Annotated in this window: 23 protein-coding genes; 5 read left to right on the forward strand and 18 right to left on the reverse strand. The window is 58.2% G+C overall.

Annotation, left to right across the window (positions count from 1 at the left end; all coding sequences use genetic code 11):
- Nucleotides 1-75: 75 nt before the first annotated feature.
- Genes hemG through pepQ form a run of 4 tightly spaced genes read right to left on the reverse strand, consistent with a single transcriptional unit; the run spans nucleotide 76 to nucleotide 4,059 of the window.
- On the reverse strand, nucleotides 76-609 hold the full coding sequence (hemG, locus tag OXR04_RS17930; protein ID WP_009088532.1) for a menaquinone-dependent protoporphyrinogen IX dehydrogenase: 534 nt from the start codon (nucleotides 607-609) through the stop codon (nucleotides 76-78).
- 17 nt (nucleotides 610-626) lie between these two features.
- A complete protein-coding gene (gene trkH, locus OXR04_RS17935; RefSeq protein ID WP_009088529.1) occupies nucleotides 627-2,078 on the reverse strand; it encodes a Trk system potassium transporter TrkH in 1,452 nt (483 codons plus the stop codon).
- A gap of 32 nt (nucleotides 2,079-2,110) precedes the next feature.
- Nucleotides 2,111-2,728 carry an IMPACT family protein gene (locus OXR04_RS17940; protein WP_046100972.1) on the reverse strand — a complete coding sequence of 206 codons (618 nt, stop codon included), beginning with the start codon at nucleotides 2,726-2,728 and terminating at the stop codon, nucleotides 2,111-2,113.
- Complete coding sequence (gene pepQ, locus OXR04_RS17945; protein ID WP_267372596.1) at nucleotides 2,728-4,059, reverse strand: Xaa-Pro dipeptidase; 1,332 nt, start codon at nucleotides 4,057-4,059, stop codon at nucleotides 2,728-2,730. The genes OXR04_RS17940 and pepQ overlap by 1 nt, the downstream gene beginning before the upstream one ends.
- Before the next feature lie 186 nt (nucleotides 4,060-4,245).
- Between pepQ and fadB the strand changes: the two genes are divergently transcribed.
- Both fadB and fadA read left to right on the forward strand, forming a co-directional pair.
- Nucleotides 4,246-6,429, forward strand: coding sequence for a fatty acid oxidation complex subunit alpha FadB (fadB, locus tag OXR04_RS17950; RefSeq protein WP_267372595.1), 2,184 nt, complete (start codon nucleotides 4,246-4,248; stop codon nucleotides 6,427-6,429).
- 10 nt (nucleotides 6,430-6,439) lie between these two features.
- Nucleotides 6,440-7,603, forward strand: a complete 1,164-nt coding sequence (gene fadA / locus OXR04_RS17955) for an acetyl-CoA C-acyltransferase FadA (protein WP_046100969.1) — start codon at nucleotides 6,440-6,442, stop codon at nucleotides 7,601-7,603.
- A 68-nt stretch (nucleotides 7,604-7,671) separates the two neighbouring features.
- Here fadA and fre read toward each other — a convergent pair whose 3' ends face one another.
- The 3 genes from fre to pepE form a co-directional block, all read right to left on the reverse strand.
- Nucleotides 7,672-8,373, reverse strand: coding sequence for an NAD(P)H-flavin reductase (gene fre / locus OXR04_RS17960; RefSeq protein ID WP_009088519.1), 702 nt, complete (start codon nucleotides 8,371-8,373; stop codon nucleotides 7,672-7,674).
- A gap of 41 nt (nucleotides 8,374-8,414) precedes the next feature.
- Nucleotides 8,415-9,899 carry a 4-hydroxy-3-polyprenylbenzoate decarboxylase gene (gene ubiD, locus OXR04_RS17965; RefSeq protein ID WP_009088516.1) on the reverse strand — a complete coding sequence of 495 codons (1,485 nt, stop codon included), beginning with the start codon at nucleotides 9,897-9,899 and terminating at the stop codon, nucleotides 8,415-8,417.
- A gap of 80 nt (nucleotides 9,900-9,979) precedes the next feature.
- Nucleotides 9,980-10,705, reverse strand: a complete 726-nt coding sequence (pepE, locus tag OXR04_RS17970; RefSeq protein WP_058958179.1) for a dipeptidase PepE — start codon at nucleotides 10,703-10,705, stop codon at nucleotides 9,980-9,982.
- A 206-nt stretch (nucleotides 10,706-10,911) separates the two neighbouring features.
- Here pepE and rfaH point away from each other — a divergent pair, with 206 nt between their 5' ends.
- Nucleotides 10,912-11,400: a transcription/translation regulatory transformer protein RfaH gene (rfaH, locus tag OXR04_RS17975; protein WP_009088512.1), complete on the forward strand. Its 489-nt coding sequence runs from the start codon at nucleotides 10,912-10,914 to the stop codon at nucleotides 11,398-11,400.
- Here rfaH and tatD read toward each other — a convergent pair.
- From tatD to udp, 10 genes are all read right to left on the reverse strand, one after another.
- The gene (tatD, locus tag OXR04_RS17980; protein WP_140029661.1) at nucleotides 11,397-12,179 is read right to left on the reverse strand and encodes a 3'-5' ssDNA/RNA exonuclease TatD; all 783 of its coding nucleotides are present in this window, start codon (nucleotides 12,177-12,179) and stop codon (nucleotides 11,397-11,399) included. The genes rfaH and tatD overlap by 4 nt on opposite strands.
- Before the next feature lie 88 nt (nucleotides 12,180-12,267).
- Nucleotides 12,268-13,026 (reverse strand): Sec-independent protein translocase subunit TatC, encoded by a 759-nt coding sequence (gene tatC / locus OXR04_RS17985; protein ID WP_009088508.1) that lies wholly within the window; start codon nucleotides 13,024-13,026, stop codon nucleotides 12,268-12,270.
- Nucleotides 13,026-13,685 (reverse strand): Sec-independent protein translocase protein TatB, encoded by a 660-nt coding sequence (gene tatB / locus OXR04_RS17990; protein ID WP_267372594.1) that lies wholly within the window; start codon nucleotides 13,683-13,685, stop codon nucleotides 13,026-13,028. The genes tatC and tatB overlap by 1 nt, the downstream gene beginning before the upstream one ends.
- A 3-nt stretch (nucleotides 13,686-13,688) precedes the next feature.
- Entirely contained in the window at nucleotides 13,689-13,943 is a 255-nt protein-coding gene (gene tatA, locus OXR04_RS17995) for a Sec-independent protein translocase subunit TatA (protein WP_009088506.1), read from the reverse strand.
- A 109-nt stretch (nucleotides 13,944-14,052) separates the two neighbouring features.
- The gene (gene ubiB, locus OXR04_RS18000; protein WP_009088503.1) at nucleotides 14,053-15,690 is read right to left on the reverse strand and encodes a ubiquinone biosynthesis regulatory protein kinase UbiB; all 1,638 of its coding nucleotides are present in this window, start codon (nucleotides 15,688-15,690) and stop codon (nucleotides 14,053-14,055) included.
- Nucleotides 15,687-16,292, reverse strand: coding sequence for an SCP2 domain-containing protein (locus tag OXR04_RS18005; protein ID WP_267372593.1), 606 nt, complete (start codon nucleotides 16,290-16,292; stop codon nucleotides 15,687-15,689). The genes ubiB and OXR04_RS18005 overlap by 4 nt, the downstream gene beginning before the upstream one ends.
- 11 nt (nucleotides 16,293-16,303) lie before the next feature.
- Nucleotides 16,304-17,062: a bifunctional demethylmenaquinone methyltransferase/2-methoxy-6-polyprenyl-1,4-benzoquinol methylase UbiE gene (gene ubiE / locus OXR04_RS18010; RefSeq protein WP_009088499.1), complete on the reverse strand. Its 759-nt coding sequence runs from the start codon at nucleotides 17,060-17,062 to the stop codon at nucleotides 16,304-16,306.
- A gap of 75 nt (nucleotides 17,063-17,137) precedes the next feature.
- Nucleotides 17,138-18,637: a DNA recombination protein RmuC gene (rmuC, locus tag OXR04_RS18015; protein WP_150029894.1), complete on the reverse strand. Its 1,500-nt coding sequence runs from the start codon at nucleotides 18,635-18,637 to the stop codon at nucleotides 17,138-17,140.
- Nucleotides 18,638-18,722: 85 nt separating this feature from the next.
- Nucleotides 18,723-19,991: a tetratricopeptide repeat protein gene (locus OXR04_RS18020; protein ID WP_267372592.1), complete on the reverse strand. Its 1,269-nt coding sequence runs from the start codon at nucleotides 19,989-19,991 to the stop codon at nucleotides 18,723-18,725.
- Between the two features lie 77 nt (nucleotides 19,992-20,068).
- The gene (gene udp, locus OXR04_RS18025; protein WP_009088492.1) at nucleotides 20,069-20,830 is read right to left on the reverse strand and encodes a uridine phosphorylase; all 762 of its coding nucleotides are present in this window, start codon (nucleotides 20,828-20,830) and stop codon (nucleotides 20,069-20,071) included.
- A 303-nt stretch (nucleotides 20,831-21,133) separates the two neighbouring features.
- Here udp and OXR04_RS18030 point away from each other — a divergent pair, with 303 nt between their 5' ends.
- The gene (locus OXR04_RS18030; RefSeq protein ID WP_009088490.1) at nucleotides 21,134-21,967 is read left to right on the forward strand and encodes a dienelactone hydrolase family protein; all 834 of its coding nucleotides are present in this window, start codon (nucleotides 21,134-21,136) and stop codon (nucleotides 21,965-21,967) included.
- A gap of 52 nt (nucleotides 21,968-22,019) precedes the next feature.
- On the opposite strand, the gene metE is transcribed toward OXR04_RS18030, so the two are convergent.
- Nucleotides 22,020-24,290: a 5-methyltetrahydropteroyltriglutamate--homocysteine S-methyltransferase gene (metE, locus tag OXR04_RS18035; RefSeq protein WP_058958183.1), complete on the reverse strand. Its 2,271-nt coding sequence runs from the start codon at nucleotides 24,288-24,290 to the stop codon at nucleotides 22,020-22,022.
- Nucleotides 24,291-24,434: 144 nt separating this feature from the next.
- Between metE and metR the strand changes: the two genes are divergently transcribed.
- On the forward strand, nucleotides 24,435-25,361 hold the full coding sequence (gene metR, locus OXR04_RS18040; RefSeq protein WP_009088486.1) for an HTH-type transcriptional regulator MetR: 927 nt from the start codon (nucleotides 24,435-24,437) through the stop codon (nucleotides 25,359-25,361).
- Nucleotides 25,362-25,384 lie beyond the last annotated feature (23 nt).

The following is a 25,384-nucleotide window of genomic DNA, read 5'->3' on the forward strand; positions in this document are numbered from 1 at the left end:
TTCGCGCGGGCTGACAAGCGTTTATTGCGAAAAGATTACTGTTCGAAGTAATTTTCACCAAATCGCGCTATTTCGCTACGATTTGCCTGGTAACTGTGCAAATTCATGGGCAAAACGGCTCACCTGTTGCCAGTCCGTGTATTCCACTTCTTTCGTTGCATCGGTTTCACCGCCGGTCATACGCATAATCAGCTGAATCATCACGCGGTCAAACCAGCGATAGCGGGGATAATAGAGCGCCCCTGCGAATACGGCACAGCAGTCAGGCTGCCATGGAGACTGCAATAAGAACTTCCGGGTATAGGCATTCGTTTCAGGAGAACGCTTCTCAGGTTTGCGTGCCGTGAGGTTTACCGAAAAGAAACCGCTGGTACGCTGCTGCAGCGCAGGGAGATGTTGCTTAACGAAGGTCTCGACGACCGGCTGAAAATGGCCATAGCGGATCGAAGCGCCAATCAGTACGCGATCATACTGTGTCCAGTCAGGCACAGCGGCATCCTGGATGTTCAGCACATCACACGGCTGCTGCTGCCGGATGGTCTCCGCAAGAGCGGAAGCAATCTTCTGCGTTTGCCCGTCGCGGGTGGAATAGAGAATCAGCGCTTTCATGTCAGCATCCTTATTAATTATTCACGCCAGAAAGTAGGCGTGAACAGCACCAGCAAGGTGAAAACCTCGAGACGCCCGAACAACATGGTAGAGATAAGTATCCATTTCGCCACATCATTCATCGACGTGAAGTTGTCTGCCACGACGCCTAAGCCCGGCCCGAGGTTATTCAGCGTCGCGGCAACGGCAGCAAAAGCGGAGAAGTCATCGACGCCCGTGGCGATGATCGCCAGCATGCTCACCAGGAACACCAGCGCATAGGCCGAGAAGAATCCCCAGACGGCTTCCAGGATACGCTCCGGCAGCGCACGATTGCCCAGCTTGATGGTGTACACCGCATTCGGGTGAACCAGACGCTTAAGCTCGCGGTTACCCTGTTTGCACAACAGCAGAATGCGGATCACCTTCAGGCCACCCCCGGTCGAACCGGCACAGCCACCAATGAAAGCTGAGCACAACAGCAGAACCGGCAGGAACAGCGGCCAGCGAGCGATACTGTCGGTCGTGAAACCCGCCGTCGTCGCCATGGACACCACCTGGAAAAAGGCCTGGTTCAGGGTCTGCCAGCCGCTGGCATAGACATTGTGGAACCAGAGCACCACCGTACAGATCAGAACCAGCGTCAGCTGAACGCCGATAAACATGCGGAACTCCGGGTCCCGCCAGTACACGCGCAGGTTACGTCCGCTTAGCATGGAAAAGTGCAGGCCGTAGTTACAGCCGGAAATCAGCAGGAACACCGCCACGATAGTATTGATGGTGCTGCTGTTAAAGTAGCCGATGCTGGCATCATGAGTTGAGAAGCCGCCAATGGCGATGGTCGAAAAGCTGTGGCCGATAGCATCGAACGCCGGCATGCCCGCCAGCCAGAGTGCCAGCGCACAGGCTACGGTCAGCAGAACATAGATCAGCCAGAGTGTCTTGGCCGTCTCGGCGATGCGCGGGCGCATTTTATTGTCTTTCAGGGGTCCCGGCATTTCAGCGCGATAGAGCTGCATGCCCCCGACGCCCAGAATCGGCAGGATGGCTACCGCTAACACGATGATCCCCATCCCGCCCAGCCACTGCAGCATCTGCCGGTAGAAGAGGATTGCCTTAGGCAGCGAGTCCAGCCCCACCAGCGTGGTGGCTCCGGTGGTTGTCAGGCCCGAGAAAGATTCAAAGAACGCATCCGTGACGGAAAGATGCGGCTGCTCCGCAAAGATAAAGGGCATGGCCCCTACGCTGCCCAGCACCGTCCAGAACAGAACGACGATCAGGAACCCTTCGCGGGGTTTGAGTTCGGTTTTCTTTTTACGGTTCGGCCACCACAGCAGCGAGCCGATCACCAGCGCCATCATAAATGTCTGGCTGAACGCCCGTCCCGCGCCGTCGCGATAAATTAATGCGACGAGGCCGGGCAGAATCATTGTCACTGAAAAAAGAATTACCAGCAGACCGACGATGCGGGTAATGGCGCGAAAGTGCATTCAGCCGTTCCTTTAAATAAGAGAGATGAACATCATGGTGTGAGCGGGATCAGCGACAACGCGCCCCGGCTAAAGTCTGACAGATTTTTTTTGAACCCCTCTATCTGTCCATAAGGCAATGCCAGCGTCAGCGCAATACGATCCTGATAGTGGCTGTCGGTCACCTTACCTTCAAAACGCTGCACCAGCCGTTCGATATCGCTGTGCTGTGCATAGTCGCATTGCAGCGTGAAAACCATCATCGGTACTTTGCGCTGTCGCGGTAACTGCTTCAGTCCCTGCTGGACGCCACCGCCATACGCCTTCACCAGGCCACCGGTGCCCAGCATGATGCCGCCGTAATAACGCACCACCACAGCGGTCACCTCGCCAATACCGGCACCCATCAGCTGCGCCAGCATCGGTTTCCCGGCGGTGCCCGACGGCTCACCATCATCCGAAAAACCGAGCTGCTGAGAGTCATCCGGCGCGCCCGCCACCCAGGCCCAGCAGTGATGCCGGGCAGCAGGATGCTCGCTTTTCACCTGCTGAACAAAGGCGCGCGCGGCCTCTGTCCCCTCGGTGTGCGCCAGCAGCGTAATAAAGCGACTCTTTTTGATGGTTTCCTCGCTGATGCTCACGGCCAGCGCGGGAATATCAAAAGCGTCCATCAGGCCAGATGCAGATCGCGGGTCATGTTTTCAACGCGGTTTGGATGGATCACCACGTTATCTTCGATGCGAATGCCGCCATAAGGCCGAAGCGCATCAATCGCCTGCCAGTTAAAGTGCTGACTGAAACGGCCCTGACGCAGCGGCGCCAGTAACGAGTCGATAATATAGAAGCCCGGCTCGATGGTTAAGACCATGCCGGGTTGCAGCACGCGGGTGCAGCGAAGGTAAGGATACTGCGCAGGCGCGGCGAGATGGGTGCCCTGCTCATCCTGCATAAACCCGGCAACGTCATGCACCTGCAAGCCCAGCGGATGCCCCAGACCGTGTGGCATAAATGGCCCGGTCAGATCTTCAGCCACCAGCGCCTCTTCGCTGATTCCCTGCACCAGCTCAAACTTCAGCAACATCTTGGCAATACGCTGGTGCATCTGAAGATGATAATCGGTGTAGCGCACACCCGGTTTCAGCGTGGCGATTAACGCCAGCTCCTCGGCGTTCATCGCCTCCACCATTCTGGCATAGAGCGAGCTGCTCTGCGCCGCATAGCTGCGGGTCAGATCGGCGGCGTAGCCCAGATATTCGGCCCCCGCATCAATCAGGAAGCTGTGACGTTTCGCCGGTGGCTGATGATCCAGGTGGGTGTAGTGCAGCACCGCCGCGTGTTCATTCAGCGCAATGATATTGCCGTACGGCACATCGGTATCACGATGGCCGGTCGCGGTCAGGTAAGCCTGATTGATGTCAAATTCGCTCAGGCCCGAAGAGAACGCCTCTTTGGCCGCGCGATGCCCCGCAACCGCCAGCTTCTGCGCCTGGCGCAGACAGGCCAGTTCATAGTCGGTTTTGATGCTGCGATGGTAGTGCAGAAAGTCGATGACCGCTTTAGGGTTGATGTTGTCTGAGGAGATTCCGAGCTGCGCCGCGCGCGCATTAACCGGCCCGATATAGGCGACATTATCACGCTGTACAGGCAGCAGCTGCGCAATCTCATCGGCGTTTTTCAGGCCGATAACCTCGACATCTCCGGTCCAGAAACTGTCCGGCAGCGGTTCAACGTTATGCCAGTAATCCACCGGAGAGTAGAACCACAGTTTCGGTTTGTTCACGCCATCGATCCAGAGCCAGCAGTTAGGCACCTGCGTGACCGGCACCCAGGCTTTGAACTGCGGATTCACCTTAAACGGATAGGTGTGGTCATCCAGAAACACCGTCAGCAACTCACCGGAATGGATCAGCATCGCATCCAGTTTATTGTGTGCCAGCACCTGCTGCGCCCGTTGCTGCAACGTGGCGATGTGCGCGTGATACAAGGTCTTCAGTGAATCCATAGCCGTCTCTCCCGTGTCGCGAAATGGCCGCAGTTTAGCATACCCCTTGCTCAGATGCCGAAGCCGGCGTGGCTGTGATCTTGTTAGCAAATAAGCAAAGAGCGGTTTGCAAAAAATTAACATCACTCCCACACTCACGATCATCTGGTATGACCAGATCACCTTTCGCGGTTTCAGGAGACGCACATGCTCTACCAAGGCGCTAACCTTACCCTTCACTGGCTGGACGATGGCATCGCCGAGCTGGTTTTTGATGCCAAAGGCTCAGTCAACAAGCTGGATACGCAAACGGTCGCCAGTCTGGGCGAGGCCATTGCGGTCCTGGAACAGCAGCCAGCACTGCGCGGCCTGCTGCTGAGCTCCGCTAAACCCGCCTTTATCGTGGGTGCGGACATTACCGAGTTTCTTTCCCTGTTTAATGCCCCCACCGAAAAGCTGAGCCAGTGGCTGAGTTACGCCAACAGCATCTTCAACCGTCTGGAAGATTTGCCCGTGCCCACCCTGGCAGCCATTGATGGTTATGCGCTGGGTGGCGGATGTGAGTGCGTCCTGGCGACCGACCTGCGCATCGCCACTGCGGATGCCCGCATCGGCCTGCCGGAAACCAGACTCGGCATCATGCCAGGCTTTGGCGGCAGCGTAAGGTTGCCCCGCCTGCTGGGAGCCGACAGCGCGCTGGAAATTATTGCCGCCGGTAAAGATGTGGATGGCAATGCCGCGCTGAAACTGGGCCTGGTCGATGCGGTGGTTGCCCGTGACAAACTGCGCGAAGCGGGCATCACCATGCTCAGAGCGGCCGCCGAAGAGGGCAGCTGGCAGGCGCGCCGTGCGCCTAAACTGGCCCCGCTGAAGCTCAGTCCGATCGAGGCGGCGATGAGTTTTACCATTGCGAAGGGCATGGTGATGCAGACCGCAGGAAAACATTACCCCGCTCCGCTGATGGCGGTAAAAACCATTGAGGCCGCGGCCAGTCTCGGTCGCGATGATGCGCTGAAGCTTGAAACGGCTGCATTTGTGCCGCTGGCGCAGTCTGACGAAGCGCGCGCACTGGTCGGCATCTTCCTCAACGATCAGTACGTTAAAGGGCTGGCAAAAAAACGCGCCAGCGAAAGCGGCGCGCCTGCTCAGGCGGCAGTGCTGGGCGCAGGCATCATGGGCGGTGGCATCAGCTACCAGTCTGCCTGGAAAGGCGTGCCGGTCAGAATGAAAGATATCAATCCACAGGCGCTGACGCTGGGGATGAATGAAGCCAGCAAGCTGCTCAACGCCCAGCTGGCGCGCGGAAAAATTGACGGTAACAGGCTGGCCAGCGTCATCGCCACCATCCAGCCCACGCTGGATTACGCCGGTTTTGAACTGGCCGACGTGGTGGTGGAAGCGGTGGTCGAGAACCCGCAGATCAAGGCTAAAGTGCTGGCTGAAACAGAGCGGCATCTGCGTGACGATGCCGTTCTGGCCTCGAATACCTCGACCATTCCTATCAGCCAGCTGGCGCAGGCGTTGCAGCGCCCGGAAAACTTCTGTGGCATGCACTTCTTTAACCCGGTGCCGCGTATGCCGCTGGTCGAAGTGATCCGGGGCGAGAAAACCAGTGAAGCGACGCTCGGCAAAGTGGTGGCCTGGGCCAGCAAAATGGGCAAAACCCCTATCGTGGTCAACGACTGCCCCGGCTTCTTTGTTAACCGGGTGCTGTTCCCCTACTTCGCCGCTTTCAGCCTGCTCCTGCGCGATGGCGCAGATTTCCGCCAGATAGATAAGGTCATGGAAAAACAGTTTGGCTGGCCGATGGGGCCGTCATGGCTGCTGGATGTCGTGGGCATCGATACGGCGCACCACGCGCAAAGCGTGATGGCTGACGGGTTCCCGGACCGCATGAAGCATGACTATCGCGACGCAATCGATCTGCTGTTTGAGGCTGGTCGCTTTGGCCAGAAAAATGGCAAAGGCTTCTGGCGCTGGGAAGAAGATAAAAAGGGCAAGCCAAAAAAAGTGGCCGATGCCGATGTCGATACGCTGCTGCAGCAGGCCTGTCAGCCCGCGCGAATCTTCAGCGATGAGGAGATTCTGAACCGCATGATGCTGCCGATGCTGAACGAAGTGGTGCGCTGCCTGGAAGAGAAGATTATCGCCTCACCGGCTGAAGCCGATATGGCGCTGGTATATGGCCTCGGCTTCCCGCCTTTCCGTGGCGGGGCTTTCCGCTATCTCGATACTCTGGGCAACAGCAACGTGGTGGATCAGGCCCGGCGTTATAGCGGCCTCGGTGGCCTGTATGCCCTGCCTGCAATGCTGCTGCAGAAAGCCCATCAGCATGAAAGCTGGTATCCCGCCGCCAAACCGATTGATGAAGCCGCGCTGAAAAGCGCCTGAGGGCAAGAAGATGGAAAATGTGGTGATTATTGATGCCGTGCGCACGCCAATGGGCCGGTCAAAAGGCGGCGCCTTCCGTCATGTGCGCGCCGAAGATCTCTCTGCGCATCTGATGCGTGAACTGCTGAGCCGTAACCCGACGGTGAACCCGGCAGAGCTGGATGACATTCTCTGGGGCTGCGTGCAGCAGACGCTTGAGCAGGGATTTAATATCGCACGTAACGCTGCCCTGCTGGCCGAAATTCCCCACACGGTGCCAGCCAGCACCGTCAACCGGCTGTGTGGCTCTTCCATGCAGGCGCTGCACGATGCCGCCCGCGCCATTATGGTCGGTGATGCCCGGAGCTGTCTGATCGGTGGCGTGGAGCATATGGGGCATGTGCCGATGAACCACGGCGTCGACTTTCATCCCGGGCTTAGCCGGACGGTTGCCAAAGCCGCAGGGATGATGGGCCTGACGGCAGAAATGCTGGCGCGGATGCATCATATCAGCCGTGAGCAGCAGGATGCATTTGCCCTGCGTTCGCACCAGCGGGCCTGGCAGGCCACCCGGCGCGGCGATTTTGCGACAGAGATTGTCGCCACCTATGGTCATGACAGCGACGGCATCCTCAAACGTTATGATTTCGATGAAGTGATCCGTGAAGAGACCAGCGCCGAAGGCCTGGCGGCGCTGAAACCGGCTTTCGATCCGGTGAATGGCACCGTGACGGCGGGCTCCTCGTCAGCGTTGTCAGATGGCGCAGCCGCCATGCTGGTGATGAGTGAATCACGCGCCCGCGAGCTGGGGCTGACGCCGCGCGCCCGCATCCGCAGCATGGCCGTGGTGGGCTGCGATCCTTCAATCATGGGCTATGGGCCGGTTCCGGCCAGTAAGCTGGCGTTAAAACGGGCGGGACTGAGCGTCAGCGATATCGACGTCTTTGAGCTGAACGAAGCCTTTGCTGCGCAGACACTGCCGTGCATCAAAGATTTAGGCTTGCTGGAGCAGCTGGATGAAAAGGTCAATCTGAATGGCGGCGCGATTGCGTTAGGCCATCCGCTGGGCTGTTCCGGCGCGCGCATCAGTACCACGCTGCTGAACATTATGGAACGACGCGATGCCAGCCTGGGTCTTGCCACCATGTGTATCGGGCTGGGCCAGGGGATCGCAACCGTATTCGAGCGTCTGTAATACGTTGCGTTTATTTTGTCAGATTTACCCGCCGTTACCGGCGGGTTTTTTCTGTCTGCTGCCGGCGATCAGATAAAGGCAAACGCATCGCCATACATCTGTGACTCGACTGCGCCACGCTCGGCACAGAAACGGTCGCGGGCAATCTTCGCCATCTCAAAGCGTCCGGCGATGTAGATTTCATGTTCGCTAAGCGTGCTGAAATCCTGCATCACCGCGGTCAGTACCGTACCGGAACGTCCCTGCCAGCCCGCTTCAGGCTGTTCAACAACCGGGATCACTTTCAGGTTCGGATGCTTCACCGCCAGCGCATTCAGCTCGTCCAGATCGTACAGATGCTTAAGCTCACGTCCGCCCCAGTAAATGGCGATATCGCGCTCCGGCTGTTCCGCCAGCGCGGTGAGCAGAATCGAACGGGCGTAGGAGAAGCCGGTGCCACCTGCAATCAGGATCAGCGGCTTACTGCTCTCTTCGCGCAGCCAGGCGTCACCGTGCGGCATATCGACGGTGATCTGGCGATCGTTGCGGATCCGATCCATCACCGCCATCGCATAGAGGTTGAGATCGGACGCGCCGATATGCAGCTCAATAATATCTTTTTCCATCGGCGTTGAGGCCAGTGAGAACGGACGCTTATCACGCTCATCCATCACGACCATCAGATACTGCCCCGCGCGAAAACTGAATTCCGCTTCAGGGATCAGGCGAACGCGATAGACCGTGTCGGTAATCGCCTCAACCGAAGTTACTTTACAGCTTAACGTTGTCATGCGTTCCCTCTGTCGGGTCGTCTTTATGGTTGTGCTCGCCATCAACGCTGTGGCGGCTGATCAAGAATACCTAGCTCATCCCAGATAGCATCAATGCGCGCCGTGACCGCAGGATCTTTAACAATGGGCGTACCCCATTCACGCTGCGTTTCACCCGGCCACTTATTGGTTGCATCAAGCCCCATCTTCGACCCCAGCCCGGAAACCGGCGAGGCGAAATCGAGATAGTCGATAGGGGTATTTTCGACTAATACCGTATCACGGGCCGGATCCATTCGCGTGGTGATCGCCCAGATCACGTCATTCCAGTCGCGCGCATTAACATCATCGTCACACACAATAACAAATTTGGTGTACATGAACTGCCGCAAAAATGACCAGACGCCAAACATGACACGTTTGGCATGCCCTGCGTACTGCTTTTTAATCGTCACAACCGCCAGCCGGTAGGAGCAACCTTCAGGCGGCAGGTAGAAGTCCACGATCTCCGGGAACTGCTTAATCAGAATCGGTACCAGAACTTCATTCAGCGCCACGCCCAGTACGGCGGGTTCATCCGGCGGACGCCCGGTATAGGTGGAGTGATAGATCGGCTGACGACGCTGCGTGATATGCGTCACGGTAAATACCGGGAAGCTATCCACTTCATTGTAGTAGCCGGTGTGGTCGCCGTAGGGGCCTTCTGGCGCCATATCGCCCGCTTCGATATACCCTTCCAGCACGATTTCCGCACTGGCCGGCACTTCGAGATCGTTCGACAGGCACTTCACCACTTCCGTTTTGTTGCCGCGCAGCAGACCGGCAAACGCATATTCTGACAGCGTGTCAGGCACCGGTGTCACCGCGCCGAGGATGGTGGCAGGATCGGCGCCCAGCGCGACCGAAACCGGAAAACGTTCACCCGGATGCGCTTTCGTCCACTCCTGAAAATCAAGCGCGCCGCCACGGTGCGACAGCCAGCGCATGATCAGCCGATTTTTACCGATCACCTGCTGACGGTAAATACCGAGATTCTGGCGCTCTTTGTGGGGGCCACGCGTGACGGTCAGCCCCCAGGTAATCAGCGGTGCGGCATCGCCTGGCCAGCACTTCATGACCGGAATACGCGTCAGATCGACCTCATCACCGCTGAACACCTCTTCCTGACAGGGCGCATTACGCAGCCGTTTGGTCGGCATGTTCAGCACCTGCTTAAACTGCGGCATTTTATCGAACAGGTCGCGGAAGCCTTTTGGCGGCTCAGGCTCTTTCAGGAAGGCCAGCAGCTTACCCACTTCACGCAGGGCGCTCACCTCCTCCTGCCCCATGCCCATGGCCACGCGCTTAGGCGTGCCGAACAGGTTGCACAGCACCGGCATATCGTACCCTTTCGGGTTTTCAAACAGCAGGGCGGGGCCACCGGCACGCAGCGTGCGATCGGCAATCTCTGTCATTTCCAGTTCGGGATCGATGGACTGGGTAATGCGCTTTAGCTCACCGCGCTGTTCAAGCAGCGCGAGGAAGTCTCTCAAATCGTGGTATTTCATGCGGCTTTAACATTCCGGCCAGAGTGAATCGGCCATTATAGGTCTGATTACGCGGAGTTGCTGAGGTTTATACCGCAGCCTCATACGCACTGAAAGGGAACCAGCGGCTGCAGTGCGCGGGTATCGTGCATTCCCTGAATCGGGTCACCGTGGCGAAACAGCTTAAAGTCCTCGTTTCGCACGCTGTGATAGCGCAGCTGGTTGTCATGCAGGTGCAGAAAACTGCCTTCACGCAGGGCAATCACCGACTCCGTCGGATTAACCGCGCAGAACTCCGCCAGACGCTCATCGCGGGTTTCGCCCATATGGCCGCTGACGCTGGCATCAAGATAGTGGGGATTGATCTGCACCGGAAAGAGTCCCAGCGCGGGCAGCACTACACTGCTGCGCACCGGCATATCGTTGGTGGTGCGGATGGAGGGCGTCGCCACATTGCAGCCCGCGCTCCAGCCGAGATAAGGCACCTGTCGCTCACGTACTGCACGCTGGATCGGGACGATGAGATCCTGCTCATGCAGCATCTGGTTCAGAAACCAGGTGTTGCCGCCGCTGACCAGAATCAGTTCTGCCTGTGCAATCGCCTCAGCCGGTGAGGCAAAGGATTGAACCAGCCTGACCGGGATGCCCAGAGAGGCCGTGAGTTCGGCGGCGCGCTGCTGCTGATCGCCCCGGATTATCGCGTAGGGGATCAGGACCGCCGAGCGGATAGCGCGTCGGGCGATCATCGCGTGCAGCTGCGGCTGCGCATAACCCAGCAGCGGCGCATCGTCCGCCAGCCTGCCATTGCTCAACAGAAAGAGTTCCATCAGACGTTCCTTTTGCAGGGGTGAAGGTTATCGAGTCTGATACAGAGCCCTGGTGCACGTCAATTTCCCGTTACCGTTTCTGCCCGCCTCCGGCCTGCTAAGAAAAGTCTCAATTTATTTTCTCTGCGGGCCGCTTTACCCTGCCCCTGCGCTATAACTCTGGCAACAGGTTTGCTATTCTTAGCGTCCATTCAATGGGAGCCGTTATGGAAGCCTGGTACTTACTCTATTGCAAACGTGGACAGCTATTGCGCGCGAAGGAGCATCTCGAGCGGCAGGAGGTGCATTGCCTCAGCCCGATGATCGCTCTGGAAAAGATCGTGCGCGGTAAACGCACCACGGTGAGTGAGCCGCTGTTCCCTAACTACCTGTTTATCGAATTCGATCCTGAAGAGATTCACACCACCACCATCAGCAGCACCCGCGGTGTCAGTCACTTTGTCCGCTTCGGCTCCACCCCGGCAACCGTGCCGTCGGCGGTCATTGAAGCGCTGGAAACCGACGTCCCGCAAATCCTGCTCGATCCTGAAACGCCACAGAGCGGCGATGAGGTGGTCATCACCGAAGGAACGTTTGAAGGGCTGCGCGCCATTTTTGCCGAGCCGGATGGTGAAACACGCTCGATCCTGTTGCTGAATCTCCTCAACAAGCAGGTGATGCGCAGCGTCGATAACAAGCAGTTCCGCAAGCTTTAAGCCAGTCTGAACAGCGTCCGCGCATTATGATCGATGCGGGCCGCCAGTGCCTCCGCACTCTCACCTCGCCATGTCGCCACCTGATTGACAATATGCGGTAAAAAGCAGGGTTCGTTGCGGCGCGAAGGCGGACGCGGACGCATGTCGCGCGGCAACAGGTAGGGCGCATCCGTTTCCAGCAGCAGGCGTTCGGCCGGGATCAGCGGCAGCAGCTCACGCAGTTCCAGACCCCGACGCTCATCGCAGACCCAGCCCGTAATGCCCACAGATAACCCCATTTCCAGACAGGCTTCCAGTTCGTCGCGCGTGCCGGTAAAGCAGTGGATCACCGCACCCGGCAGTTTTGGCAGCCAGGGGGCAAGCACCGCAGCGAAACGCGCATGGGCTTCACGGCAGTGCAGGAACACCGGCATATTGAGTTCTGCGGCCAGCGCCAGCTGTGCGTCAAATGCATACTCCTGCTGCTCATGGGCCGAGAGGTTGCGATTAAAATCGAGTCCGCACTCACCAATGGCGACCACTTCGGGTTTTTCCGCCAGCCGGCGCAGGGTACTGGCGATCTCCAGCGACCATTCGCTGGCATGATGAGGGTGAACGCCCGCGGTAGACCAGCAAAAGCCGGGCTGGCCTTCAGCCAGTCGCTGAGCCTGCTGGCTCTCCAGCGCGTTGGTGCCGGTAATAAGCATGCCGGTGACGCCCGCATCACGCGCGCGTTTAACCACCTTTTGCCGGTCGGAGGCGAATTGCGTGCTGGTCAGGTTTACACCGATATCAAACATAATTTTTCCCACAGTTTGTAAAAAAAAACCGCCCGGAGGGGCGGTCTGGATGGCTCGCTTCCCGCCTGTGCGGGTCATACGGTCAGCGTCAGGCGTCGGTATGTTTATCCTCATCCTGTGACCAGCGGCCTTTACCCACATAGTAACGGGAAAAGAATACGCCGACTTCAAACAGGCAGTACATCGGAATAGCGAGCAAAGTTTGGGAAAAAACGTCCGGAGGTGTGAGCAGCATCCCGACTACGAAAGCGCCCACCAGAATATAGGGACGTTTCTTTTTCAGATCTTCCGGGCTGGTGATACCGGTCCAGCAGAGCAACACGATCGCCACCGGCACCTCAAACGCCACCCCAAAGGCCATGAAGAGAGTCATGACGAAATCGAGGTATTTGGCGATATCCGTTGCGACCGTCACGCCGATGGGCGCGGTCTTGGTGAAAAAGCCAAATGCCAGCGGGAAAACGACGAAGTAAGCAAAGGCCACACCGAAGTAGAACAGGAAGGTGCTGGAAAAGAGCAGCGGCATCACCAGCCTGCGCTCATGCCGGTAGAGCGCCGGGGCGACAAATGCCCAGACCTGATAGAGGATCACCGGCACCGCGAGAAACACTGACACGATGATGGTCAGCTTTATCGGGGTAAAGAACGGCGAGGCGACATCGGTTGCAATCATGCTGGAGCCCACCGGCATCTGACTGATCAGCGGTGATGCGACCAGCTGGTAGATGTCGTTGGCGAAATAGACCAGTACCAGGAAAATGACCAGTACGGCGATGATGCAGTTCAGTAATCGCTTACGCAGCTCAATCAGATGGCTGATGAGCGGTTGGGTATCTTCAACGGCCATTATCGTTCATCACCTGCAGAAGAGGAGGTCGCGGAAGGACGCGCAGACTCTGATGACCTGGCGGCGTCGCCAGCGGGTGCCTGTGCCGGTGCCGGTGCGCTGGCCACAGCAGCAGGCGCAGCAGAGGATGGCGCAGCCGGAGCGGATGGCGCAGCAGAGGGTCGCTGTGCGGCCGCGGCCGGTGCGGGTTGCACCGCGGCATCGGCACCCGCTACCGCAGACGGTGCCTGTGCCGGTGCGCTGGCCTGATGCTCTGCTGAGGCTGGCGTCGCGGCGGTTTCCGTCGCAGCAGGCTCAGGGGCATACCGGTGCTGTGCTGAGTGGATGGTGTTCGCTTCGTCTTCCTCTTTTTCAATGTCGATGCTCTGACTGACCGAGCGCTTCATTGAATCTGCCGTTTTACGCAGCTCTTCCATCGACTCCTTCAGCTCAGGGGAGAGCGTGCCACGGCCCGCCTCTTCCACCTTTTTCAGGCTCTCCTGCAACTCCTGCAGTTTGAGTTCCTGCGCCAGTTCATGTTGTACATTGGCTGCCAGCGAACGAATCGCCCTGATCCAGCCGACCACGGTTTTCACCGCAACCGGTAATCGTTGCGGGCCGAGTACAATCAGCCCGATAACGAACACCAATACCAGTTCACTAAAACCAATATCGAACACGGTTTACACCTGCTTGTCGTTCTTGGCTTCTTCTTTGTTAGCCGAAGTTTGCTGTTTGTCCGCCAGCGTTTTGGCAGCGAAGTCAGCGTCCTGCTCTTTCGGTTGATCCTTTTTGTCGTCCTCATCACTCATGGCCTTTTTGAAGCCACGAATCGAAGAACCTAAATCCGAACCCAGATTACGTAATTTATTGGTACCGAACAGAAGTACAACAATCACGGCAATGATTAACAGTTGCCAGATACTGATACCGCCCATGAGATAGCCTCTAATATTCTGTGAAAACGATAAGGTAATGCAGGACAGAGTGCCCTTTTTAGCCGGGCTTTAGCCAGCGACATTACCTTTTTTTAAACAGACGTGACAATCAGTTTGTCTTACGCCAGCCGATCAGCCACGAAACGATTCCTGCCGCCATCAGAACCGCCGGAAAGAGATCCCAGTCCGGTCGGGTGAGCAGAACTGCCGTTCCGCTTAGCAGCAGTGTGGCACCGACGCCAAACAGATAACGCGCCTGATGATGACGGACGCGCTGCGCATTGAGGTCGCCCACTAATTTATCGACGCTGTGCCGTAAAAGCTTGTGCTGGCGCATGCTGTCGTAAAAGAGTTCTGGCAGCTCCGGGAGCTTTTCAGCCCAGAACGGCGCTTTCTCTTTGACCGCACGGATAATGGCGGGGATACCCACCTGATCCTTGATCCACTCTTCCAGGAAGGGTTTGGCCGTTTTCCACAGGTCGAGCTGTGGGTAGAGCTGACGGCCAATGCCTTCCACATAAAGCAGCGTTTTTTGCAGCAGCACCAGCTGCGGCTGCACTTCCATATTAAAGCGACGCGCGGTGTTGAACAGGTTCAGCAGCACATGCCCGAACGAGATCTCAGCCAGCGGCTTTTCAAAAATCGGCTCACACACCGTGCGAATCGCAAACTCGAAATCTTCAACGTTGGTATCGGGCGGTACCCAGCCGGAATCAACGTGCAGCTCGGCAACCTTGCGATAGTCACGGTTGAAGAACGCGATAAAGTTTTCCGCCAGATAACGCTTATCTTCTTTGTTCAGCGACCCCACGATGCCGCAGTCGATACCGATATATTGCGGATCTTCCGGGTGTTCATAGCTGACAAAAATATTGCCCGGATGCATATCTGCGTGGAAGAAGCTGTCGCGGAAGACCTGGGTAAAGAAGACCTGGACACCCCGTTCAGCCAGCAGCTTCATGTTCACGCCGTGGCGCTCCAGCGTTGCAACGTCGGAAATCGGGATACCGTAAATGCGCTCCATCACCATCATGGTTTCGCTGCAATAGTCGGAATAGACTTCCGGCACATAGAGCATACGGCTCTCTTCAAAATTGCGGCGTAACTGAATAGCGTTGGCGGCTTCGCGTAACAGGTTCAGCTCATCAAGCAGGGTTTTCTCGTAATCGCGCACCACTTCGACCGGACGCAGACGACGGCCATCCGGCAGCAGACGCGGAACCCAGCGCGCCAGGCGATAGATCAGCTTCATATCCGCTTTGATCACCGGCAAAATGTCGGGGCGGATCACTTTGATCACCACTTTTTTGCCGTTAGATTTCAGCGTGGCGGTGTGAACCTGCGCAATCGACGCAGACGCCAGCGGCTTAATGTCAAAATCATCAAACCAGGTCTCAATGGGTGCACCCATTGAGGCTTCAATCTGTGCTTTCGCTTTGACGCCATCGAAGGGCGCCACACGGTCCTGCAGGATCGCCAGCTGATCGGCGATCAGCGGCGGGAAGAGATCCCGGCGCGTTGACAGCATCTGACCAAACTTGATCCAGACCGGCCCCAGCTGCTCCATCGCCATACGCATACGCGCACCGGTCGGTTCATGCTGGTGCAGATTGGGGATCCAGAAAATTGAGCGACGCCACAGGCGGAACAGGAAAGTGAGACGTGTCTGCGGGATCAGTTCATCAAGGCCATAGGTCAGAAACACCTTCATGATCAGATATAAGCGGCGGATCTCTCCTAAACTCATTTTGCCTCCAGCTGCGCCAGACGCGCATCAAGCGCCTCAAGCGAACGTTCCATCGCGTCGACCTCCTCAGAAAACCAGGCCAGTTCCAGTGAGCCAGGCGCAACACGCCACTCTTCGGTCATGGCCTGTCCGAGATATCCCTGACGACGCGCTGCTTCACCTTTGAAAAAGCGGAAAGCCTGCTGTGCCCGCTGACTGATGCCCTGCGCGGCGATGTCGCCCACCCAGGGAGCCAGATATTCCGCCGGATCCAGCTCAGCCAGATCCATCAGCGCCGAGAACTGCTGCACCACCTGCAGATCGCCCTCTACCTGCAGTTCACCGCTGCGAATCAGCGGCGTCAGCTGCTGGCGATCGCGCAGCTTTGGCAGACTTTTCAGCGAGGTGATCACCGTGCAGTCGCTGCGGTCCTGCCAGTCAGCTAACACGTCCAGCTGCTGTTCACTGAACACCAGCACCAGGTGAGACGAGAACTCATTCAGGCGCAGTGTCAGGACTTTGCCATTCAGACGTTGCCGCGCCGGCTTAAGGCCGCGATCGCGGTACAGAATACGGTTCAGCGCCGTCTCCATGCCCGCCGTAATCAAAGGAGTCAGGTTCATCACCATCTCACTCAGAACTTAAATCCACGATGCAGCGCCACGATGCCGCCAGTCATGTTGGAGTAAGTGGTATTTTCAAAGCCGACGTCGTTCATCATCGCCTTCAGGGTCTCCTGATCGGGATGCATACGGATCGATTCGGCGAGATAGCGGTAGCTCTCAGCATCCTGCGCCACCAGCTGGCCGATACGCGGCAGAATGTGGAACGAATAGGCGTCATACGCTTTGCTCAGCGGGTCCAGCACCGGCTTAGAGAACTCCAGCACCAGCAGGCGTCCGCCCGGCTTAAGCACCCGGAACATGGAGGCCAGCGCCTTCTCTTTTTCCGTGACGTTGCGCAGACCAAAGGAGATGGTGATGCAGTCGAAGTAGTTATCAGGGAAAGGCAGAGCTTCTGCGTTGGCCTGCACGTAACTGACGTTGCCCACCACACCCTGATTGCGCAGCTTTTCGCGGCCCATCTTCAGCATGGAACTGTTGATATCCGCCAGTACCACCTGACCGGTGTCACCCACCAGACGAGAGAATTTTGCCGTCAGATCGCCGGTGCCTCCCGCCAGATCCAACACACGCTGACCGCGGCGAACACCGCTGCTGTCGATGGTAAAGCGCTTCCAGATACGATGGACGCCAAAGGACATCAAATCGTTCATCAGGTCATATTTTGCCGCTACGGAGTGAAACACATCCGCGACTTTGTCAGCTTTTTCGCTTTTGGCGACCGTCTGAAAGCCAAAATGGGTGGTTTCCTGCTGTGATTCATCTGCCATCGGTTTTACCTGCTCCACAAACAATACTTTCCGAAGTGTATCAGAGTCACGGAAGTCAGGCACGCTGCGCCCATACTATTCGTGGAGGCGTCTCACACGCCTGTCACTGTCATCCGCATCCTCATCATCCCTGTCGTCATCTGCCATCCGCTTTTCCGGCATAGCCCGTTCGGCCAGCTGAGGATTGATCGGCCGTTTGATTTCAACGCCCAGCGCACGGAAGCCCTCCGTCTGCGCAATCAGGTTACCGCGCCCCTCTGCCAGCTTTTTCATCGCCTCGCGATAGCTGTTCTGCGCTTTGTCCAGACTGTGACCAATACCGCTCATGTCATCCACAAACAGCCGCATCTTGTCATAGAGGCGTGCGGCCCGATCGGCAATACGCTGTGCATTGCGGCTCTGGTGCTCATAGCGCCACAGATTATTGATGGTCCGTAACGCCACCAGCAGCGTGGTGGGGCTGACCAGCATGATATTCTGCTGCAGCGCCTCACTAATCAGCTCAGGCTGGCGGTCGATCGCCAGTAAAAAGGCCGGTTCAACCGGAATGAACATCAACACATAATCCAGCGAGCGTAAACCGGGCAATTGTTGATAATCTTTTCGTCCCAGCAGGCGGATATGGGCCCGCATGGCGCTGACATGCTCCTGAATCGCCTGTTCACGTTCGATCTCATCATCCGCATTGAAGTAGCGCTCATAGGCCACCAGCGTCATCTTGGCGTCCACCACCACATCTTTGCCCTGTGGCAGCCGCACAATCACATCCGGCTGCATCCTGCCCTGCTGTTCAGACTGAATGCTGACCTGCGTTTCATATTCATAGCCTTCACGCAGCCCGGAGGCTTCCAGCACCCGGCTCAGGACCACTTCCCCCCAGTTACCCTGAATTTTATTATCGCCCTTCAGGGCTTTGGTCAGGTTGAGCGCCTCCTGCGCCATCTGCGCATTCAGCTGCTGAAGCTGACGGATTTCGTGGGTCAGGGTGTGACGTTCACGCGCCTCTGCGCCAAAGCTTTCATGCACCTGACGACGAAAGCCATCCAGCTGTTCACGTAACGGGCCAATCAGGCTATCCAGGCTTTGACGGTTCTGCTCATCGACACGACGGCCGCTGTTTTCGAAAATGCGGTTGGCGAGGTTTTCAAACTGGGCGCTGAGACGCTGCTCGCTGTTGGTCAGCAGGCGCTGCTTCTCCTCGGCGGCAAAACGGGTCTCTTCCAGACGGATGGTCACCTCACGCAGCTCCGCTTCCTGCGCGCTGTTGACCTCCAGCTGATTGCGCAGCTCGCGATTGAGCTGCTCACTTTCATTGCGCCAGTAGTCGAGCTGCTGCAGCCGCTCCGTGGCTCCGCTCAGGGCACCGTGCAGCTGACGCAGCTCCTGTTCCCGCTCGCGGATCTGCTGCTGAAGCTGTTCAGTCTGCTGCTGCTGACGCTGCTGTGCCTCCTGCAGCAGACGACGCTCAGTCTGGAAACTGGCTGCCTGGTGCCCGGCACGAAGCTGTGCCAGCATCCAGCCGATCCCGACCCCGGCAAGCGCCAGACAGATGCTGATGATGATGTGCTGATCCATGATTTCCCCGCGACTTACACTGCTGAGGAAAAAGGTAGAGTCGCACTGTATGAATGTCCAGATAAATTTATTCGCGCTCAGCAACTTAGAGCGCGGTCACCGTCACCCTTCCCGCCTGCCACTCCTCAATCAGAAAAAAGGGCATCGGCAACAGCCACTCACCCTGCTTAACCTGCGCCAGATAGTGCCAGGTGGTTTCGCCCGCGGTGATCGCCACGCGCTGTCTGCTGCCGTCGGCCACACTGGCTTTCCCGGTCATACTGGCAAAACCGGCATTGCTGCCCACGTGGAACTGCGGCGTCTGCCAGCGCACCGGCGCATGGGCAGGCCACGGCCGGGCCTGATGAAAGTGAAACAGTTCATCATGATTCAGCACGCTTTCACGTACTGTCGGCCACAACGCCACTTTGAGGAAATATTGATCGGTGAAGCGTTCGCTCCCCCGGTAGTGCGCAATAAAATCACGCATCGCTTGTTCCACGTTGTGAAAGACGCCATGACAGCCGCCCCACATCCCCGCCAGCAGCAGTTCGGTGTGGGAAAAGTAGTCACGCATATGGTGGAACCAGTAAGGCGAAGCCAGCCAGGCGCTGACCGCCGCCGCTTCGCGCTCTGAGAGCAGCGAGTCGGCATCGCGGACGATAAAGCGCTTCACGCCAGGATCGTTCATCACCAGAAAACGCCACAGGGTGGGAAACAGGGTTTTCTCATGCGACATATCGACCCGTTGCACATGCGGCTGGTCCAGTCGCTGCCAGACATGCTGCGGCACGCTGTCGTCAAGGTAGATGCGGCAGACCCAGCCGGGATAGAGTTCAGGTGCGACTTCAACGTTTTTAATCAGGGTTTCGCAGTAGCGCGGCTGGTCACCAAACAGGCTGAAGGCAATGACATTCTGGTGCGGCTGTGTGAGATCGGCAGGTTCGGGCTGGGGAGCGGGAAACGCCACGCGCTGCCCCTGACTGAAACGCGCATCGGACTGCATCAGCGACGCCAGACCATAGCGCGCCACCTCATCCGGCTTATTCAGCCAGCCACAGACTTCCGTCAGGCCATCCAGCCAGGTTTCAGAGGCGGTGCTGCGCACCGCGGGCGGGGAGAGTGCAATCTTCTGATAGATTTTATAGGACTTCTGGTACTGACCCAGACGCAGCAGACAGAGTGCATAGTCGCTCAGCACCTGCATCTGCTGAGGCAGATAGCGCAGCGCCTCTTCGCAGCACTGGGCGGCCTGGGCATAGTCACCCTGCTGCATGGCGGCACGGAAGCGTTCGGCACCGCGTTCCAGCCGGGCATTAAGAGCGGCGGGATCGGCTTTGAATGCTGGTCGTCGGACAGGAAGTGTATTGCGCATAAGCCTTCTCAGGTTTCACTGAAATGACGCGCCTTATACAGCAGCAGGCCCGATAGGGGCCCGCGGCCTGACGCGGCCTACAGCAAGCGACGCGCCGCTTCGACCACAATCTTCACTGCGTCGCTTTCTGTCTGTTTCATGGTGACCGCATCAGGGATCTCTTTCTGCGTACGGTTCACAATGACGCCTGCCACCATACCGGCGCGGAGGCCCTGGCTGGCGCACATGGTTAACAGTGTAGCGGATTCCATCTCATAGTTGAGGACACCCATCTCCTGCCACTCTTTCATCGATCCTTTGAAACGGCTGACGACGCGGCCTGAGACGGTGTCGTAGCGCTCCTGGCCCGGATAGAAGGTGTCAGAGGAGGCGGTAATGCCGATATGGGTTGTGGCGCCACAGGCTTCTGCAGCCGCCACCAGCGCAGTGGTACAGCCGAAATCAGCCACCGCCGGGAACTCCATCGGCGCGAAATGCAGGCTGGCGCCATCCAGGCGTACGGAGGCGGTCGTGACCAGCACATCGCCGACGTTGATATGTGGCTGAATGGCACCCGTGGTGCCGACGCGCAGGAAGGTGCGCACGCCAAGCTGAGCCAGCTCTTCTACCGCAATCGAGGTCGAAGGGCCGCCGATGCCGGTTGAGCAGACCACCACCGGCTTGCCATCCAGTTTTGCCAGCCAGGAGGTAAATTCACGGTGTGAGGCGAGATGCGTGGCATCCTCCATCAGTCCGGCAATTTTCTTCACGCGCTCCGGGTCGCCCGGCACAATCGCCAGGGTGGCGCCCTGCAGATCGGCTTTCGTCAGGCCAAGATGGAAAACGTCAGACTGTGTCATTTGCAGACTCCTGTTAAGGGATGATAGCGCGCCACTCTACGCCAGCACGCCCGATAAATATGTGACAGCATTCACTTAAGAAAATGAAAGTTACATTTACCGGAAGAAAAAATGCGACATTAATCACACATTAACATCTTCTTCGCCCGGATAACGTCCGGCGGGGCTGTGTCGGGGTCAGGGCAATGTTAAAGAGGTGGATGCGTTTGTTCGCTGCTGATTCTGTTACCCGACACCTGGCACGCACGCTTTCGGGCCAGGCTATAGTTACGTGATTGCGCCAATGCTTGCACGGAGAGAATAATGAAACCCAGTGATACTTTGCCACAAAAACCGGCGACGGGCGGCTTTGCCCCAGCCGTGCAGCCCACCGCCGACACCACCATTATTACCGATAGTCCGGCCATTCACGCAGGTGAGACTTCCGTGCCCAGTCAGGGCGAAAACATGCCGGCCTATTTTGCAAAACCGCAGTCAGCGGAAGGTCCTTTACCCGTCGTGCTGGTGGTGCAGGAGATCTTTGGTGTGCACGAACACATCCGGGATATCTGCCGCCGTCTGGCGCTGGAAGGCTATCTGGCGATTGCACCGGAGCTCTATTTCCGCGAGGGCGATCCCTCTGAGTATCACGATATCCCGACGCTGTTCAGCGAGCTGGTCAGTAAAGTGCCGGATACTCAGGTGCTGGCTGACCTGGACCATGCCGCCAACTGGGCCGCACGCAACGGCGGCGATATCCGCCGCATGGGCATTACCGGTTTCTGCTGGGGTGGCCGCATCAGCTGGCTCTACGCCGCGCACAATCCGCAGCTGCGCGCCGCCGTGGCCTGGTATGGACGGCTGACCGGCGACCGCACCCTGAAGCAGCAGAAGCACCCGATTGATATTGCCGTCGCGCTCAACGCGCCGGTTTTAGGACTCTATGGCGGACAGGACGAGAGCATCCCGCTGGAGAGCGTCGAGCAGATGCGACAGGCGCTGCATGCCGCCAATGCCACCGCCGAGATCATCGTCTATCCCGAAGCGGGTCATGCGTTTAATGCAGACTACCGCCCGAGCTACCATGCGGAATCGGCTCAGGATGGCTGGCAGCGGATGCTGACCTGGTTCAGACAATATGGTGTGACCTCGCAGTAACTGAAAAAGGGGCGCATCTGCGCCCCTTTTTTTGCCACCCGGACCCGCACCCCTACGCCGTCTCACCACGCAGTTTCTTCGCCGCCGTCACCATATTGGCCAGCGCCTGACGTGTTTCCGTCCAGCCGCGCGTTTTCAGGCCGCAGTCCGGGTTTACCCACAGACGCGCTGCCGGAATCCGTTTTGCGGCCTTCTGCAGCAGGGCTTCTATCCACTCAACGCTGGGAACGTTAGGCGAGTGAATGTCATAGACGCCGGGGCCGATTTCATTCGGATAGTCGAAATGCTCAAACGATTCCAGCAGCTCCATATCGGAGCGCGAGGTTTCAATGGTGATGACATCGGCATCCAGCGCCGCAATGGCATCCATGATGTCGTTGAACTCGCAGTAACACATATGGGTGTGAATCTGGGTGTCATCCTGCGCCACGGCCGCAGTAAGCCGGAACGCCTCTACCGCCCAGGTCAGGTAGGCGGCCCACTCCGACTGGTGCAAAGGCAGGCCTTCACGCAGAGCCGGTTCATCTATCTGAATAATCCCGATTCCCGCCTTCTCCAGATCTTTCACTTCATCACGCAGCGCCAGCGCGATCTGCTTTGCGAGGGTTTCCCGTGACACATCTTCACGCGGGAACGACCAGCAGAGGATGGTGACCGGGCCAGTCAGCATCCCTTTAACCGGCTTGTCGGTCAGCGACTGCGCATAGCTGGCCCACTCCACGGTGATCGCCGCCGGCCGGCTGATATCCCCGATGATGACCGGCGGTTTCACGCAGCGGGAACCGTAGCTCTGCACCCAGCCGTTCTGGGTGAAGACAAATCCCTCCAGATGCTCGCCAAAATACTCCACCATGTCGTTGCGTTCCGCTTCACCGTGAACCAGCACATCCAGCCCCAGCCGCTCCTGTTCGGTAATGGCCTGCCTGATATGTGCCGCGATGCCGGTGCGATAGTGGCTGCTGTCGAGACGGCCCTGCTTAAAGTCGAGGCGCAGGCCACGGATCTCGGTGGTCTGTGGAAAAGAGCCGATGGTGGTGGTGGGCCAGGCCGGCAGTCTGAAACGCTGACGCTGCAGGGCAGCCCGCTCAGAATAGGCGCGCTGGCGCTGACTGAGCTGTGGCGTGATGGCCTGCAGACGCTGGCCCACTGCGGCATTGTGCACGCGGCGCGAGTGCGCACGGGCGCGCACCGGGGCACTCCAGGCCTCCAGCGACGCCGCATCGTTCTGGTTCAGTGCGTGAGTGAGCAGCGAAAGTTCAGCACACTTCTGCAGGGCGAAAGCGAACCAGCTTTTGACCTCATCATCCAGACGGGTTTCCACGCTGAGATCGATCGGGCTGTGCAGCAGCGAGCAGGAGGAGCCGATCCAGACCTGTTCCCGCTGTGCAATCACAGGTTGCAGACGGCTGAACCAGCGGCTGAGATCGGCGCGCCAGACGTTACGCCCGTTGATCACCCCGAGTGACAGCAGCCAGCTGGCGGGCAGTTGCTGATTCAGCTGCTGGAGGTCATCGTGGCCATGAACCAGATCGACATGCAGGCCCTGCACCGGCAGTGCGCGAATCACCTCAATGTTCTGTCCGATGCTGTCAAAGTAGGTGGTCAGCAGCAGTCTGCTGTGACCCTGCAGCGCGTCATACGCCGGTTTGAAGGCGTCGCGCCACGCCTGCGGCAGTTCCAGGGCCAGGGCCGGTTCATCAATCTGCACCCATTCGATGCCCCGTCTGGCCAGTTCTGCCAGCACCTGCTGGTAGACGGGCAGAATCGCCTCCAGCAGCGACAGGCGCTCGAACGGCTCACCTTTCACTTTACCCAGCCAGAGATAGGTTACAGGCCCCAGCAGCACCGGCTTGATGTTGTGACCCAGCGCCAGCGCCTCATCGACCTCGTCCAGCAGCTGAGTCCAGGTCAGTTTAAACCGCTGTCCCCGGGTAAATTCCGGCACCATGTAGTGATAGTTGGTGTTAAACCATTTGGTCATCTCTGCCGCGGCGGCGGGTTCACCGCTGGGGGCTCGACCGCGGCCCAGGCGGAACAGGGTGTCCAGGTCAACGCTGCCCTCCGGGTTCTGATGGCGTGCGGGCACGTTGCCCAGCATCAGGCTGGTGGTCAGCACATGATCGTACCAGGCGAAATCGCCGACCGGCAGCAGATCGACACCCGCCGCTTTCTGCTGTTGCCAGTGGCGGGCGCGCAGTTCACGGCCCACCGCCAGTAAGTCCTGCTGCGAAATATCGCCCGCCCAGTACTGCTCCAGTGCTTTTTTCAGTTCCCGGCGCAGGCCAATACGGGGAAAGCCGAGGGTGTGGTTCAGGATAGTCATGTGCTGTTCTCCAGATAATCTTTCACGCTGGCTTTTACAGGCAGCCAGAGAGGTTTAGCCGTCCAGATGTTTACACTGCTATAATCTGCGGGTACTGTATGTGGCTCAAGCGCAATATGTTCATTTTCGATGTGAAGGACCCTCATGATCGAACTCAAGCACCTGCGGACGCTTCAGGCTCTGCGCAACACGGGATCGCTGGCGGCGGCGGCGGCCCAGCTTCACCAGACGCAATCGGCGCTCTCTCATCAGTTCAGCGACCTGGAGCAGCGGCTGGGATTCCGCCTGTTCGTGCGTAAAAGTCAGCCGCTGCGGTTTACGCCGCAGGGCGATATTCTGCTGCAGCTGGCAGAGCAGGTGTTGCCGCAGATCCAGCACGCCCTGCAGGCGTGCCATGAGCCGCATCAGACCACGCTGCGGGTGGCGATCGAGTGTCATAGCTGTATTCAGTGGCTGACCCCCGCGCTGGATAAATTCCGTCAGAGCTGGCCGCAGGTGGTGATGGATTTCAAATCGGGCGTGACCTTTGATCCTCAGCCCGCTCTGCAGCAGGGTGAGCTGGATGTGGTGCTGACCTCCGATATTCTGGCGCGCTCCGGCCTGTTCTACTCCCCGATGTTTGATTATGAAGTGCGGCTGGTGCTGGCAACGGATCATCCGCTGGCGCAGGTGGAGCAGATTGCCCCGGAAGATCTGGCTGATGAGGTGTTGATGATCTATCCGGTGCAGCGTCAGCGTCTGGATATCTGGCGTCACTTCCTGCAGCCTGCTGGCGTCAGCCCGGCACTGAAAAGTGTCGATAACACCCTGCTGATGATTCAGATGGTTTCCGCGCGCATGGGTATCGCGGCACTGCCGCACTGGGTGGTGGAGAGTTTTGAGAAGCAGGGTCTGGTCGTGACCCGCACGCTGGGTGAGGGGCTCTGGAGTCGTCTTTACGCCGCCGTGCGCGAAGGTGAACAGCGGCAGCCGGTGCTGGAAGCCTTTATCCGTTTTGCCCGTCAGCACGCCTGTGAGCATCTGCCGTTTGTGCGTGATGCTGCGCTGCCCGGTGCGGTGTTGCAGCGGTAACCGGTCGGGCACAAACCTGCGCG

It is taken from the genome of Pantoea sp. GM_Pan_3 (genome assembly GCF_026541045.1).
Lineage (GTDB): Bacteria > Pseudomonadota > Gammaproteobacteria > Enterobacterales > Enterobacteriaceae > Pantoea > Pantoea anthophila.